Raw genomic sequence first — 15119 nt, 5'->3', positions numbered from 1 at the left:
CCGCTCCCGCATGTGACTTTCCGGAAGAGTTGGGTTCAGCGGGCCGACGAGGCCCGCAGCGGGCCGGAGGCGGCGGGAGCAGGGCTCACGGACACCTGGAGCCCATGGCGTGACCGGAGCGTGACGACGGGGTCTGGAATCACCGTCTGTCCCGGCACGACATTCACCTTGAAGCGCTGAAGCATCATCGTCAGCGCCACGGTGGACTGCATCAGGGCCATGTTGCTGCCAATGCACAGCCGCTGGCCCGCGCCGAAGGGGAAGTACGCGAAGCGCGGCCGCTTCCCGGCGCTCTCCGGCATGAAGCGCTCCGGCATGAACTTCTCCGGCTCTTCCCAGAACGCCGGGTGCTTGTGGACGATGGGCTGCATCATCATCATGACGGTGCCCGCCGGCACGTCGTAGGCGCCCAGCTTGTCCTGCTCCTTGGCCTGTCGGGCCATCACCCACGCGGGGGGGTACAGTCGCAGCACCTCCTCGAACACCGCGGTGATGTAGCGAAGCTTCGGCAGGTCCTGGAGCTGCGGGGGCCTGTCGCCGAGGGTGGAGGCGATCTCGTCGCGCATCCGCTGCTCCACCTCGGGGTGCTGGCTGAGCAGCAGCCAGGTCCACGCCAGCGCCACGGCCGTGGTCTCATGGCCCGCGAAGAAGAGGTTGACGCACTCGTCGCGAAGCTGCTCGTCGCTCATGCCTTCGCCCGTCTTCGGGTCCCGAGCCGCCATCATCTGGCCGAGCATGTCGGGATGGGCCGTGGGGTTCTGGCGGCGGCTGGCGATGGCCGCGTACACGGCGGCGTCCAGGGTGGCGATTCCCGCGCGGAAGCGCTTGCGGCGCTGCGTGCGGAGCTTCAGCGCGGTGATGAGGTACACCATCCACCACTTGCGCCGCATGTTCTGCATCCGGACGATTTCCTGGCACGCCTCCAGGATCTCCGGCTGCTCTTCCACCATGTCGTCGGTGAAGACGCCGCGGCCGACGATGGAGAGCGACAGCCGGGTCATGTCGTTGGCGATGTCGAAGACCTCTCCCGTGCGCGTCCGGGCCTCCCACCGGTCCAACATCTTCCGCACGCTGTCCACCATGGTGGGGACCAGCGCCGCCATCCGCTCGGGGTGGAAGGCCGGCTGGATGAATCGCCGCTGCTGGCGCCAGAATTCGCCCTCGCTGGGGAACAGCCCCTTTCCGAGCAGCTTGCCCGGCGGGTTGTGCGGCTTGGGGTAGTTCTGCGCGTTGTCGACCAGGACATGTTTCACGTAGTCCGGGTGGCTCAACAGGAAGACGGTCTGTCGTGGACCGACCCGGATGCGGACCGCATCCCCATATTGCTGGAAGGTTCGTCCGAAGAAGCCAAGCGGGTCGGCCTGCGCCTCCAGCATGCTGCCGAACAACGGCTTTCCCTTGGGCCCGGGTGGGAGGGTCAAGAGGTCTTTCCCGGTGGTCATCGTGGTGTCTCCAGCGGAGCGCGTCAGGGGCACGGGCGCGGATCGAACCCGTGCCGCCTCCGTGCGGGTGGCTTTGCGAGAGGGAGCAGGGCTCCCGCGCGGTGGGGGATGGAATACGCTCCAGCGGAAGGGCCGCTCGCACCTGGCGGGGAGCGGCCTTCCACCCGGAGGCGGCCTACTTTCCGACGGGCATCGCGCGCCGCGCGGGAGCGGGGGCCTTGCCCGGGATGAACCAGCGAGGCCCGCCGAAATACATCAGCGCTTCCTGCTTCTTCACGAAGATATCCATCGCGATGGAGATGCGCTCGTGCTTGCCCAGGTAGGGCCGCACCTCGTGCCGGACGTAGCTGGGGAAGAAGAAGAGCTTGCCCTCGACGGGGGTGACACTCACTCGCCAGTCGTTGTCCCACGGGCTGGTCTGCCCCGCGGCCTTCCCTCCGTGGCTGCGGTCCAGGAAGCCGGGACGGAAGTACACCGTCTGACCGCCCTCGGACTCGTCCGGCGCCTCACCCGGGCCGTAACCCGTCTGCACCTGGTAATGGCCGCTGATGTACGAGGGGTCGTGGTGGTGGACCTCGAGGAACTCCCCGTACCGCAACACGTTCGCCCAGCAGGAGATGCCGACAATCTGCATGCCGGGGTCGTCCGGATTCTCGCCCTGCAACTTGAATGTCTCGCGGATTCCTTCCAGCACGTGCTTACGGAACTCGGCGATCTCAGGGTACTCCCAGTTGAGGACGTTGAACTCCAGCCAGTACGCCGTCAGGCCCTGCTTGATGCCCGCCACCAGCGTCGGCTTGTGCTTCGCGAGAATCTCCTGCTCCTTCTCCCGGATGATTCGCGCGAGCCCTTCGTTCAACTCTTTGGAATCCTTGAAGTGGATCGCCAAGGTGGTGGTCGGCCACATCACTTCTGCCTTGACGATTTTCTCCATCGGTTCTGCCCTGTGCCTTTTCGCGAGGTGTCGTGACTGTGCTGAAGGGGCCGCATGGTTCAGTCATGCGGTTCCCGGACAATCCTAGCAAAAGAGCCGAAAAACTGGGAATAGCCCTGGGAGTTGCTTCCTTGGGATGCAGGGGAGAGACTGCGGTCACCGGAATCAAGAGCGCGGGCTACCAGCGGCCCTGCATGTGCCGGATGAAGGCATAGGGGGTGCCGGGGTCCAGCACGCCCGCCGCATCCAGCCGCTTCATCTGCGCGGCGTCCAGCTTCAAGGCCGCCGCCTTCAGGTTCTCGTCGAACTGGCTCACGCTGCGCGCCCCGAACACGACGGACGTGACGGCCTTCTTGTGTAGCAACCAGGCGAGTGACACCTGGGCGGGAGTGGCGTCCAGCTCCTTCGCCACGGCCTCCACTTCGGCCAGGACACGCCAGTTGCGAGGGGTGTCGAACTCCGCCCTGCGCTCGCTCTCCACCGCCAGTCGAGTGGCCTCTGGCGGCTCCTGTCCCTGGCGATATTTGCCGGACAGGAAGCCCGAGGCGAGCGGTGCCCAGGCGAGGAGGCCTACGCCCAAATGCTCACAGAGCGGCAGGTACTCACGCTCGGCATCGCGCACCACCAGGCTGTATTGCGCCTGGAGCGACACGAACCGGGACAGCCCCAGGTGGCGGCTCGTCCACAGGGCGTCCACCATCCGGTAGGCGGCATAGTTGCTGGCGCCGATGTAGAGCACCTTGCCCTGGCGCACGAGGTCTTCCATGGCACGGAGCGTCTCCTCCACGGGCGTGTCCACGTCCTGCATGTGCACCTGATACAGGTCGATGCGGTCCGTTTTCAGCCGCCGCAGGCTGTCCTCCACCGAGGTGCGCAGGCTGAGTCGCGAGCCCCCCGCGTTGTTCGGCCCCGGCATCAAGCGCAGACGGAACTTGGAGGCCAGCACCATCTGGTCCCTCCGCTCGTTGCCTTGCCCGAACCACTTCCCAATCAGGGTCTCCGAGACCCCCATCCCGTACACGTTGGCCGTGTCCAGGAAGTTGATGCCCACCTCCAGGGCCCGATCCAGGATGGCAAGGGAGGTCTTCTCGTCCGTACCAAAGCCCTGGCTGGCCGAGCCCTCCAATGGCTCGCCGAGCGCCATGGTCCCGAAGCACAGCGTCGACACTCTCAACCCGCTTTGTCCCAGCCTGCGGTATTCCATACGCATGCAGCTCTCCGGTGTCATCCGCGTCCGGGATGGATGGCGGCGCCCCGTGAACTACTCCAGCCACGCATGATGCGCTACGGGTGTTCCAGGGATGTCTCGTGCGAGCCCTTCACCTTTTTGGGAAGCACGTCTGGAAGTTCGTCCTCTGCCGGGTGCGTCATTGGAGGCCCGTCCCGCCGGGAATGAGGCCCGAGGAAACAAGTCCGCGCCCAGGGCCGACAACTCCGGTGGCAGTGCAGTTCATTCGCCACTGGGAGAGAGCTGGCCATGTCCACCCGCATCGACCGAAACCCTCGCACGAACGTGGGGGCGACGCAGAAGCAGGAGCCCGCGTCCACCGCGGCCAAGAGCACTGCCGGGAACAGCGTCGCGGAGCGCTCTCGCCTGAACGGCGCCACCGTGGATGCCTTTCAGGGGGCACCACTGACCCAGCGGGCGCTGGCCAGCCTGGGCAATCCGACGGCGACGGCGAACCAGATCGCCGCGACACCCGCTCCGGTCCTGAGTCGTGAGGAGGAGGCCGCGGCGAGGAAGGCCCTCGAAAACGCGACGAACCGCGAGGACCCCTCCTACATCACCGAGTGGCTGAAGGCCCATCCAGACCCCGCGCAGCAAGCGGCCTTCATGGACATGCTCTTCGAATACGGCGCGCCGGCCGGCAACCTCCTCGACAAGGCGGGGAAGCTGAGCCCCGAGGACCAGAAGCTCCTCTCCAAGGCCGTTGACGCGGCCTACCGCTCGGGCGCGCTCACCCTCGACGAATTGACGGAGGCGGTCGGCTCCCACGGCAACGGCTCCTGGGGGGGTGAGACGCACGAGACGCTGGCGAACATCATCGCCGGAACGGGGAACCCCGAGCTCATCAACGCCTATGTGGAGCGCGAGCTGGAGATCATGACGGCCAGCAACGCCGAGGACCCGGCGCGCGCCGTCGCCATCGCCACGGCCCTCGCGGGGCTTCCCCCGGCCGAGCTCCAGAAGTTCCTGGAGCGCCACCCGGACATCGTTCCGCTCCTGCTCAAGAACCTCGAGGACCCCATCGTCATCGGCGGCGGCTCCGCGCTCGGCAAGCTCCTGGACGCGGCCAGCGCCATCCAGCCTCCCACCGAGCAGTCCCTCCAGGTGTTCATGGACAGCATCAGCCACTTGGGGGAGAACTCCGACTCCCGCGCGGCGGCGGCAAGGTTCTTCCAACGCAACGCGGACGCGATTCTCTCCGCGCTCGAGGACGCCTCCGGGTCCATTGGCAGCCACGGTGCCGGAAAGCTCTCCGAGTTCTTTACCCGCACGCTCTTCACGGAGCCCGCCTACGAAGGACAGGAGGCGTTCCATGAGTTCGTCACGGGGAAGCTGAGCGAGATGCAGCAGGCGCTGGAGACGCAGGCCCAGGCCCGCTCTCCGTCGGAGGAGACCCAGCGCCTGGCCCGGACCATGGGCAGTCTCGTGGGAGCGATTGAGGGTGGCTTCCTTCTGGCCGTCGAGGAGCTGGACAAGCGCAACGAGGCCGTCGAGGGACTGGTGGGCCTGCTCTTCAAGCTCAAGGGGCTGCTCCCCAGCTCGAAACTCCCCGGCGCCGGGAAGCTCCAGGACCTCACCATCGACCAGATCGAGAAGTGGGTCGTGAATGCGCTGAAGGAGCACGCGGACGACCCGAAGGACGCCATTCCCTTCCACCGCCTCTTCGGGGAGCAGATCTCCAATCCCATTCTCCGCAGCCTCTACGACGCCGCCCGGTTGACGTCCCTGGAGAACCGCGAGCTCGGGCTCAACGATTGAGCCAGCGGTCTCCGCCCTGACGATGTCTGGCCATGCCCTCCAGGTGTGCGGGCATGGTCAGACAAGGCTGCGGGGCTCTTCCGGGCACCCTGATGCGCTCCAGTCAACGCCAATAACATCCACAATCCGTCGCGCGTGGAGGTTGGGTTGCGTCTCGCTTTCTCGATTGATTTATGTGCGGCCCGTTTTGCCGGTCCGTTCCGAGAAGCGGGTTTTCCTGGAGGTTGTCGTGGTTTCTCAGCGTCATGTGTCGCGCGGTGTGGTGTTGTCCGTGGTGTCCCTGGTCCTGGCGTTCTCGTCGGCGTGTGGTGGCGGGGCTCCTGAGTCTGTCGATGAAGTGACGGAGCCTGTCCTGATGGATGAGGCCTCTGTCGAAACGCAGTCACAGGAGCTCGCCGGGCCGTGCGACTTCTACAATTACTATCGGGATGAGACCCGGAACCCGGGCGGGGCCTACCGGTGCAACAACAGTTGTCAGTGTGACGGCATGCGCACCTGCAGCCAGTGGGGGTGGTGCCAGGGCGCGGCGCGTCCTTCCGTGAGCTGCACCAGTCCCCAGTACCACTGGAACGAGGCCTGGAACTCGGGGGGCTCGAACCGCTGCTCCAACGCCTGCCAGTGTGATGGTCGTCGCACGTGCAGTTCATCCGGCTGGTGCCAGGGGACCGCGCGCTAGGTCCGGCGCACGGGGCTGGACGGCATGTGGCAGGCGTCCAGCCTTTCGCTGGTCCAGCACCCAGCCCGGCGGGGCTGAAGATTGCCGACTGCTGAACAATCCGGGGACGTCGAACGGTTGTTCGGGCTGGCAAGTGGCCCGAGTCAACCGCAGGTTGGGCCCTGTGTGCTCGCGCGCGCACACCTCTTGACCCGGGCCCCCCACACCTGGGTCCTCACGTTCCCCGGAATTCCCCAATGAGTCCGCCGCAGAACTTCGACACCGGAATCCCCAGCCTCAACGTGCTCCTGGCGGGTGGGCTGCCTCATCGCCAGTCCATCATCGTCACCGGCACGCCCGGCAGCGGCAAGACGGTGCTGTGCAGCCAGGTGGCCTTCGCGGCCGCGACGCGGGGCATCCCCGTCGTGGCGGTCACCGTCACTTCCGAGCCTCATGACAAGCTGGTGGAAGCGCTGTCCGGCTTCGCCTTCCACAAGCCCGAGGTATTGGGCGAAAACCTGTTCCTCATCAGCGCCTACTCGGCGCTGAAACGGGGCGCCAAGGAAGCAAGAGACCTGCTCCTCCAGACGGTGCGCGAGCGAGGCGCCCGCCTGCTCTTCATCGACGGCCTGCGCTCCATCCGCGACCTGTGGCAGGACGAGGCGCGGCTGCGCGAGTTCCTCTACGAGCTGGGGCTCGGCCTGGCGGCGCTCAACTGCATCGGCATCTTCACCACGGAGTATCCGCTCCAGCGACTGATGGAGCTGCCGGAAGCCACCACCATGGATGGCATCGTGGCGGTGTCCGTCCGGAGCCAGGGCGCGCTCCGCATGCGCCGGGTGGAGGTGGTGAAGCTGCGCGGTCGTCCGCACCTGCTGGGTGAGCACGTCATGCGCATCACCACGCAGGGCGTGGACTTCGTGCCTCGACTGGAGGCGACGCTGCCAGCCTTGCCGGAAGCGCCTCTGGACCACGAGCGCAGGGGCTTCGGGCTCCCGGAGCTGGACGCCTTGATGTACGCCGGCTTTCCGTCCAACAGCGCCACGTTGATCGCCGGGAGCATGGGCATCGGCAAGACGCTGCTGGCGTCGTACTTCGCGCTGGACGGCGCTCGCCGTGGGGAGAAGTCGCTCTTCGTCTCGTTCTTCGACTCACCCGAGCGCGTGCTCGCCCGAGCGCTGCGGGTGGGGCTGGACATGCGGCCCGCATACGAGTCAGGGATGCTGGAAATCATCAATGAGCTGCCCGTGGAGGTCGAGGCCGACGTCCTCGTCCGCCGCGTCCTCCAGCGCATCGAGGAGCGGGGCGTGAAGCGCGTCGTCCTGGATGGGCTGGCGGAACTGGAGCAGTCCATCATGGAGGGCGAGCGACGCCGCCCCTTCCTGGCGACCCTCGCGCTGCGCCTGCGACAACTGGGGGTGACGTCGTTGTTCACCCGCGAGGTGTCCAAGATCGTGGGCACCGAGCTGGATTTCAGCGACTCGCCCGTGGCCATGCTGGCGGAGAACGTGCTGCTGCTGCGCTTCGTGGAGCTGCACGGCCGCCTGCACAGAATCATCTCCATCCTGAAGATGCGCGACAGCAAGTACGACAGCACCGTGCGCGAGTTCGAGGTGGCCGACACGGGCCTGCGAGTGCTCGCCCCCATGCGTTCCTCCCAGGGATTGTTGACGGGGCAGGCCCGTCCGGTGGGAACCACCATCGGGGGGAGCACGACATGAGCCTGATCCTCATCGCCGAGGACGAAGAGGCGCTCCTGGAAGTGTTCTCCGAGGTGCTGGAGGACCTGGGCCACCGCGTCGTGCGCGCGAGCAATGGCGAGGAGGCCCTGATGCTCGCGCGCACGGAGCCTCCGGACCTGGTCATCAGCGACCACATGATGCCCCGGCGCACGGGGATGCAGTTGTTCTATGCGATGCGCTCGGAGCCCGCCCTGGCGCACGTGCCGTTCGTGCTGCTCAGCGCGGCGCGACCACCCGGTCGCGAAGAGGCGGAGACGTTCCTGGCCAAGCCGGTGGACCTGGCCACCTTCGAGAGAACCGTCACCGCCGCGCTGGCCCGTCACGACCGGACCCTGCCGGACACCCCTCCGCCTTCGCGCGAGTCCGCCTCCTCCTTGGGCGCGGCGCGCGAGGAGATGCTCAACTGGGTCGCACACGAGCTGAAGACACCGCTGAGCTCCGCGCGGCTCAACGTCCAGCTCCTGCTGCGCAGGCTGCTCAAGCGCGGCGCCTCCGAGGACGAGCAGCGCTCCGCGGAGTCGGTGATGCGCCAGCTCGACCAGATGAATGGGTTGGTGACCTCCATCCTGGACGCCTCACGGCTGGCGGATGGAAAGCTGGAGCTCCAGCGCGTGCCCGCGCCCCTGGTTCCCTTCCTCCAGGAGGTCGTCCAGGACTGGTCCGAGGCCCAGCCGGAGGTGACCTTCCGGCTGGAGGCGCAAGAGCCTCCGGAGCAGGTGTCCTTCGACGCGGAGCGGACGCGGCAGATCCTCAACAACCTGCTGTCCAATGCGGTGAAGTATCGCGGCAACTCTCGCGAGGTGGACATCCGGACGGCGTTGGACCCGGGCGCGGTCCTCATCCATGTGCGGGACAAGGGCGTGGGAATCCCGGCCGCTTCGCTGCCCCACGTCTTCGACCGCTTCCGCAGGGCGGACAGTCAACAGGGGCGAGGCCATGGACTGGGCCTGTTCATCGCCTCGTCGCTCGCGCGGCTTCACGGTGGCTCGCTGGCCGCCCGCTCGCAGATGGGCGAGGGCTCCACCTTCACCCTCCGACTGCCCCTCCGCTCCTGAAGAAGGGGGCCGGGATGTTCCTCCCGGTCCCCCTCCCGAGGGTTACTGCTGACGGCCTTCGATGGCGCACATCAGGACCGCCGCGGCGATGCCGAGCCGCCGGTCCAGCGCGTGCCGGTCGTCCATCGAGAAGTCCAAATCGATCTTCTGGATGAACGGGTTGAAGCGCTGGTGGAAGGCGAGGACCTGCGTGGTGCCCAGCGTGCCGGAGAAGGACTGGGGCACCAGGTTGGTGAGCAGGCGGCGCACGAGCGCCAGCATGATGCTGTCCTCTTCAATCTTCCCCACCTCCTGGTCGTTCGTGTCCAGGACGAGCCACTGGTCTCGGAGGAGGGAGCGCAGGCCCTTGCGGCGCAGCGCGCCCACGCGCTCTCCCGAGACGGCGTCCGTCACGTCGTAGGTCATCCCGAAGTCGAGGATGCCTCGGGCCTTGATGGTGAGCAGCTCCTCGCGCATGTCCTCATCGCCGTAGATGCGCAGGTCCTCCTTCAGCTTGAAGGCCTTCATCTTGGAGTAGAACGCGAGGTTGCCCGCCTCGTCGTAGATGTGGAAGGCGCCACCGAACAGCTTGAAGAACTGCCGGCGAATCATGTAGCGCGTCTGGCCAAAGCGGCCGGGGGCCAGCGTGCTGGGGGAACGGGTTTGGAGTGCGGAGGACATGGGGCCCTCCCATAGCAAAATCCGGGTCCGCTGGCCCAAGCCCACCAGGGCAGGGTCCGTGAGGACGCAACTCCCGGTCCTCATTCTGAGAGAATCGAATACCCGGAGGCCTGCTCTTGATCCCCTCGATTCCTCGCCGCGTCGCCACCCCCACGACCCAGACGGACGCCAAGAAGGCGCCGGCGGCCGAGGCTCCCGTGACGCCTCCAGCCCCCGCGCCCTTTTTCAAGGATGGCCTGGACGCCGCCAGGCCCAGCCCCGTGAATCTCACGGGCATCGGGCCCCAGGCCGCGGTCGCGGATTCCGCGCGAGTGGCGACTGCCGCGACTTCCACGAGTGGCTCGGCGCCCGTCGGTCCGGAGCTGCTGCATCTGGACGCGGGCTGGACGCCCCAGGGGCAAGGGTACGACGCGAAGCGCGGTGAAGTGCTCACGACGTATTACTCCGACGACCACGATGTGTTGCTGTCGGTGCAGGACAAGGACTCGGGCAGTGAGTCGCTCCAGGTGCAGCTCGGTGGGACCGACCCCAAGCACCCCGAGGAGGGCAAGCCCACACATGGCGGTGGTGTCTCGACGGACGGTGAGTTCGTCTACGTCTCCGACACCCGGGGCATCTACGTCTATACGCGCGAGGAGTTGGAGCGGGCGGCGAAGACGGGGACCGTGGCACAGGCCTCCCAGGTGATGGAGGTTCCGTTCCCCGAGGGCGTGAAGGACCCCGCCACCGGCATGGACCTGGTCTCCGCTGGCAGCTACATGACCGTGAAGGACGGCTACGCGTACATCGGCAGCTACAGCAAGGATGGCGATGGCAAGGCGGGCGCTGTCTGGCGTTACAAGCTCGACGAGAAGACAGGTGAGCTCATCCAGGACTCGCGGCAGGGTCCCATCCGTGCGCCGGACCGCGCGCAGGGCATGACGGTGGTCGACGGCGCGATCATCTTCACCACGGGCGACCAGAAGCTCATCTACCAGCCGTTCGAGGCCAGCGAGGACTCCTTCACGGCGAACATCGACAACCGCGTGGACATCGGCAACGGGTTGATCGACCCGTATGCCCAGGGCGTGAACGTCATCGATGGCGAGCTGTGGGTGACGTACGAGAGCGGCTCGCACAAGTATCGCGACGGCCTCAATTCCAAGTACGAGCCTCGCGAGCACATCCAACGCATCCCGCTGGAGGACCTGGACCTCGGCGCGGCCTGCGTCACGCCGGAGCAGCTCGACAGCTGAGCCAGACTGCCTCCCTCCGGGTCAGGGAGTCTTGCGCATCCGGTTCTTCTGGGGGCTTCCCGTCGCCATGGCCTTGCTCACGCGCGAATAGGCAGACACGTAGGGCTGAAGGACCGCGCGAGGCCAGCGTCCCGGAATCCACAGGTAGCTGTAGAGCGGGTGTCGTCGCGCGCCCCGGCGTCGCTTCGTCTCGTACGCGCTGGGGCCGAGCCAGAGCTTCCGTGCGCCCAGCTCGTAGGCCCGACGCAGCGGCTCGTAGAAGCCGAGGTTGAAGTACAGGGGCGTCTCCGAGGCGCCGGCCTCGGCGCGACCGACGCGGTAGAACCACACCTCGTCGTGCTTCTGCAGCAGCAGGGAGAACCCGATGGGCGCTCCGCCCTGATAGCCCACCACGACCTCGGCCTCGGGGGTGACGTGCTGCTCCAGCGCGGACCAGAACGCGGGCGGGTGGCGGAGGTGCTCGCTGCCGTACTTCGAGTAGGTCACCTCGTAGAACCGCTCCAGCAGCTCGCTCAGCTCGCCCATTCGCGAGACGCGCTCGAAGCTCACGCCCGCGTCCCGGACGTTCGCCATCTCCTTCTTGATGAACCTCCGGGCATCGCTCTTGAACTGGCCCAGGTACGCGTCGAGGCTCTCTCCCGGCGGCACGTCGATGACGTTGTCGTCGTAGATGAAGACCTCTTGGAACGACGCCGTGGTGAGCGCCTCTCGCAGCGCCGCATCGTCTCCATCCACCCCGTAGAAGTAGACGGGGAGCCGCTCGCTCGTGGCCAGCTCACGCAGGCCCCGGACGATGAGCTCCCGAGCCTGGCGCGCCAGGTCCGGTGTCTGGGGTGAGCAGATGATGCCGCTGCGCATGCTGAGCGGACTGGTGACGAAGACACCTCCGTCAATGCCAGCCCCCGTGAGCCGCGCCAGCGAGTGGTAGAGGTCCGCCACCGAGACGGCCACCCGGCTCAGGCCCCCCGCGTTGGCGAAGCCTTTCTTCCAACTGCTGAAGAAGAAACTCTCCAGGGCGTAGGGGGTGTAGATGTTCTTGCTGCGGGTGATGAAACACGGCGCCAGCGCGACGGGGATATCACCCTGGCTGACAATGGCATACCGAAGCGACAGCTCCCCCCGGACCATGAAGGGGAGGTCGACCGCGTCCAGCATCCGGAGCCAGCGCCGGCCGAAGAACACACTCGACTCGGACGTGAGGACATCCAGCGCCGCGTCACTCAGATGGCTGACGGAGTCATGGAACTTCAGGGTGAGCGTCATGGCCGGAGGGCTTCGGATGCCAGGGTTCCGCTCAGCCGTTGAGGAGCTGGACGGGCGGGTTGCGCTTCGGGGAGGCGATGTATCGCGCGAGGTTGGGGCGCTGGCCCATCCGCTCGAAGAACGAGCGCAGGCGCGGGTAGTTGTTCTCCAGCACCTCCATCAGCCCGTTGTCGACGAGCAGCTCCAGGAAGCCGAAGACGCTGGTGTCCGCCACGCTCACCGCGGTGCCGACGAAGAAGCCGTCGCCGCTGCCGTTGTTCGTGAGCACCCGCTCGAAGTGGGCGAGCCACTGGGGCAGCTCCTCGCCCAGGATGATGGGGAGCTGCTCGCCCAACTGGTCCGGGCTGAGGGACGTCAGGCTGCGCGCGCGCGCGGTGACCTCCTCGACGCCTTCGATGATCATGTCGCAAGCGGCGCTCTCACGCGGGTTTGAGCCGTAGAGGCCCCGGGTGCGCGCGACGTGGCGCAGGATGGCCAGGCTCTGGACGACGCGGAACCCGTCCGGCTCCTCCCACAAGGGCACCTTGTCGAAGGCCAGCTTTCCAGCGCGCTTCAGCTCCTCGAACGGAGGCGTCTTCTCCTTCGCCTGCACGTCGTACTTGCCCAGGTCGATGTCCTCGTACTCGGTTGCGGACTCGGCCAGCGCCAGGCGGATCTTCTCCGCGACACCTCGGCCCGTGAAATACGAAAGACGCGGCAATGATGATTGATCGCTCATACAGGGAACGCCGTTGAGAGGGACGGGCTGTATACTAGAGTAGGCGGACAATCCGGAAGGGGCAGACTTCCTTGACCGCTGTACCCGAGCCTCTGGAATTCACGATGTCCGTTTCACCCTCGCTTGTCCCGCTTGCTCCAGGCATGGCGCTGTGGCCCTGGGCCGCGCTGCGCGGCGCCGGTTTCCCCGCGGAGGATGTGCTCCGGCTCGCGGCGCCCACGGCCGCGGCCGCCGCCGAGGCCTGGCTCGAGACGGGGTCTGATACACCCGGTGACGCGCTGCGTGCCGCGTTCGACGCGGACCTGCTGAACATCAGCGGAGCGCTGCGCTCACTGGCGGGTGAAACACGACTGCGCGAGGCCCTCCTCTGGCAGAACCGCCATGCCTACAAGACGGGAGTCGAGCCGCTCGCGGCGCTCCCCGCCACGGCTCGCAACAGCAAGGCCCGGCAGCGCGAGCGCCTGGTGGCCTCCTACGTCCAGCGATACAGCACGAAGAACGACACCATCGGCTTCTTCGGCCCGGTGGGTTGGGCGCGGCTGACGCAGTCGAGCGACGCCCTGAGTCTTCTCCCCGGACAGCAGCTCGTCTCGCGGCGCGCGGTCTACTTCGAGGCGTGGTGCATGGACACGCTCGGCGCCGCGCTGGCCCAGGACGCGTCCTTGCGCCGCTGGGCTCAGCCCCGACTGTTGCCGTACTTCCGACTGGAGGGCCACGTGCTCCACGGCCCCATGCCCGAGCCCGTGGAGCTGTTGCCGTCGCAGGCCGCGGTGCTCGCGCGGTGTGATGGCTCGGTCAGCGCCGTGGCCATCTCGGAGGCGCTCACGCGTGGCGACGCGCCCGCCTTCGCGAACGTGGACGATGTCTACGACGCGCTGGACCAGGCGAGCGGCATGGGTGTCCTCGCATGGGGTTGGGATGTGCCGCTGCTGGTGCGACCCGAGGCGGTGCTGCGCGGCGCGCTGATGGCGATTCCCGATGCGGAGGCGCGGGCTCGCGCGCTGGCCCCGCTGGAGCGGCTGGAGCGCGCGCGCGCCGGTGTCGAGGCCGCGGCGGGTTCTCCCGAGGCGCTGGATGCGGCGCTCGCGGAGCTGGAGGGCGTGTTCAAGGACGTGACGGGCGCGCTTCCGACGCGCGCGGCGGGCAAGACGTACGCCTCGCGGACGCTCATCTACGAGGACTGTGTGCGAGATGGCTCGCTGGAGCTGGGAGCTCCGCTGCTCGCGCGGCTCGGTCCCGTGCTGGAGCTGCTGCTGACAGGAGCTCGCTGGTTGGTGGGCGAGGTGACCCGGCGCACCGGCGTGGGGTTGGAGGTGCTGTTCGACAAGCTGTCCCAGGGGGGCTCGCCCGTGGAGCTCACCACGCTCCAGCTCGCCTTCGTCCAGGGCATCCAGGACCCGGCGTCCTCGGGAGCGCTGATGCCCATCCACGAGATTGTCGCCGAGCACCGTCGGCGCTGGCGTGAGCTCTTCGCGCTCGAACCGGGCGTGCGCCGGCAGACGCGCACCGTGGAGTCGCTGCGTCCTCTCGTGCGCGAGGCCTTCGTCACGCGCGGGGCAGGGTGGAAGCCCCGGTGGCACGCGTCACCAGACGTGATGATCGACGCGGCGAGCGCCGAGGCGGTCCGCGCCGGTGACTACCAGTTGGTGCTGGGCGAGCTGCACCTGTGCAACAGCCTCTCCTCGCTCTTCGTGGAGCAGCACCCCGCGCCCGCGGAGCTGTTCGCGCTCGCGGAGCGCTGCGCCTCCGAGGCGGACATCGTCCCCGTGTTCCCCAAGTCCGAGTGGAGCCAGCGGACGTTGCCGTGCCTCTTTCCTCGCGGCAGCCTCCACTACCTCTCCGGACAGGAGCCGTCGCCCAATCCGGGCGCGCGGGCGCTGCGCGTGGGCGACCTGGTGGTGGAGCGGCGTGACGGGGCGCTGGAGGTGGTCGACCGCGTGAGCGGGCGTCGCTTCGGGCTGATGGACTTCCTGGCCGTCTACCTGGAGCACCGCTGCGCGAGCGCCTTCGACCTGGCGCTGGGCGAGGACTACTCGCCGCGACTGACGGTGGACGGGGTCATCGTCGCCCGCGAGCGGTGGAGCGTGCCGGCGGCCAGCCTGGGCTTCGCGGGTATCACGGAGGCGCTGGAGCAGTGGCTGGAGGCCCGGCGCTGGCAGCGCGGACTCGGCATCCCACGCTTCGCGTTCTTCAAGGTGGAGAACGAGCGCAAGCCCTGCTTCGTGGACTTCGACAGCCCGCTCCTGGTCGAGATGCTGGCCAAGCTCGTGCGGCGGGCGGTGGAAGAAGCTCCCGCTTCACGGGTCGGCTTCTCGGAGATGGTGCCGGACCCGGACCACCTCTGGCTCACGGATGCGGCGAAGCACAGGTACACGAGCGAGCTTCGCGTGGTCTGCGAGCTGTCTTGAGCCACTCCCACGCGGTCAACG

At 67.4% G+C, this 15119-nt stretch carries 12 protein-coding genes; 6 read left to right on the top strand and 6 right to left on the bottom strand.

Features of this window, described 5'->3' with window-relative positions; all coding sequences use genetic code 11:
• Positions 1-35: 35 nt before the first annotated feature.
• The 3 genes from HUW62_RS01735 to HUW62_RS01725 all read right to left on the bottom strand — a co-directional run bounded on the left by HUW62_RS01735 (position 36) and on the right by HUW62_RS01725 (position 3586).
• On the bottom strand, positions 36-1442 hold the full coding sequence (locus HUW62_RS01735; protein WP_176433365.1) for a cytochrome P450: 1407 nt from the start codon (positions 1440-1442) through the stop codon (positions 36-38).
• Between the two features lie 175 nt (positions 1443-1617).
• On the bottom strand, positions 1618-2301 hold the full coding sequence (locus HUW62_RS01730; RefSeq protein ID WP_163870831.1) for a putative 2OG-Fe(II) oxygenase: 684 nt from the start codon (positions 2299-2301) through the stop codon (positions 1618-1620).
• Between the two features lie 253 nt (positions 2302-2554).
• A complete protein-coding gene (locus HUW62_RS01725) occupies positions 2555-3586 on the bottom strand; it encodes an aldo/keto reductase (RefSeq protein WP_255203170.1) in 1032 nt (343 codons plus the stop codon).
• Between the two features lie 267 nt (positions 3587-3853).
• Between HUW62_RS01725 and HUW62_RS01720 the strand changes: the two genes are divergently transcribed.
• From HUW62_RS01720 to HUW62_RS01705, 4 genes are all read left to right on the top strand, one after another.
• Positions 3854-5362 carry a hypothetical protein gene (locus HUW62_RS01720; RefSeq protein ID WP_176433364.1) on the top strand — a complete coding sequence of 503 codons (1509 nt, stop codon included), beginning with the start codon at positions 3854-3856 and terminating at the stop codon, positions 5360-5362.
• A 22-nt stretch (positions 5363-5384) separates the two neighbouring features.
• A complete protein-coding gene (locus HUW62_RS49825) occupies positions 5385-6038 on the top strand; it encodes a hypothetical protein (RefSeq protein WP_368670321.1) in 654 nt (217 codons plus the stop codon).
• Between the two features lie 236 nt (positions 6039-6274).
• Positions 6275-7738, top strand: coding sequence for an ATPase domain-containing protein (locus HUW62_RS01710; protein ID WP_163870833.1), 1464 nt, complete (start codon positions 6275-6277; stop codon positions 7736-7738).
• Complete coding sequence (locus HUW62_RS01705; RefSeq protein WP_163870834.1) at positions 7735-8814, top strand: hybrid sensor histidine kinase/response regulator; 1080 nt, start codon at positions 7735-7737, stop codon at positions 8812-8814. Before HUW62_RS01710 ends, HUW62_RS01705 begins: the two co-directional genes overlap by 4 nt.
• 42 nt (positions 8815-8856) lie before the next feature.
• Here the strand turns inward: HUW62_RS01705 and HUW62_RS01700 are convergent, their stop codons facing one another.
• Positions 8857-9474 (bottom strand): hypothetical protein, encoded by a 618-nt coding sequence (locus HUW62_RS01700; protein WP_163870835.1) that lies wholly within the window; start codon positions 9472-9474, stop codon positions 8857-8859.
• Between the two features lie 116 nt (positions 9475-9590).
• On the opposite strand from HUW62_RS01700, the gene HUW62_RS01695 reads away from it, so the two are divergent.
• Positions 9591-10709: a hypothetical protein gene (locus HUW62_RS01695; protein WP_163870836.1), complete on the top strand. Its 1119-nt coding sequence runs from the start codon at positions 9591-9593 to the stop codon at positions 10707-10709.
• 21 nt (positions 10710-10730) lie between these two features.
• Here the strand turns inward: HUW62_RS01695 and HUW62_RS01690 are convergent, their stop codons facing one another.
• On the bottom strand, positions 10731-11972 hold the full coding sequence (locus HUW62_RS01690; RefSeq protein ID WP_176433363.1) for a GNAT family N-acetyltransferase: 1242 nt from the start codon (positions 11970-11972) through the stop codon (positions 10731-10733).
• Between the two features lie 31 nt (positions 11973-12003).
• A complete protein-coding gene (locus HUW62_RS01685) occupies positions 12004-12690 on the bottom strand; it encodes a glutathione S-transferase (protein WP_163870838.1) in 687 nt (228 codons plus the stop codon).
• A 104-nt stretch (positions 12691-12794) separates the two neighbouring features.
• Here HUW62_RS01685 and HUW62_RS01680 point away from each other — a divergent pair, with 104 nt between their 5' ends.
• Positions 12795-15098 (top strand): lantibiotic dehydratase, encoded by a 2304-nt coding sequence (locus tag HUW62_RS01680; protein WP_255203169.1) that lies wholly within the window; start codon positions 12795-12797, stop codon positions 15096-15098.
• The last annotated feature ends 21 nt before the right edge of the window (positions 15099-15119 follow it).

The sequence above is a fragment of the Myxococcus sp. AM011 genome, from assembly GCF_013372595.1.
Lineage (GTDB): Bacteria > Myxococcota > Myxococcia > Myxococcales > Myxococcaceae > Myxococcus > Myxococcus eversor.
Note: the sequence above shows the minus strand (reverse complement) of the source record. Positions and strands in the feature narration are given on the sequence as shown.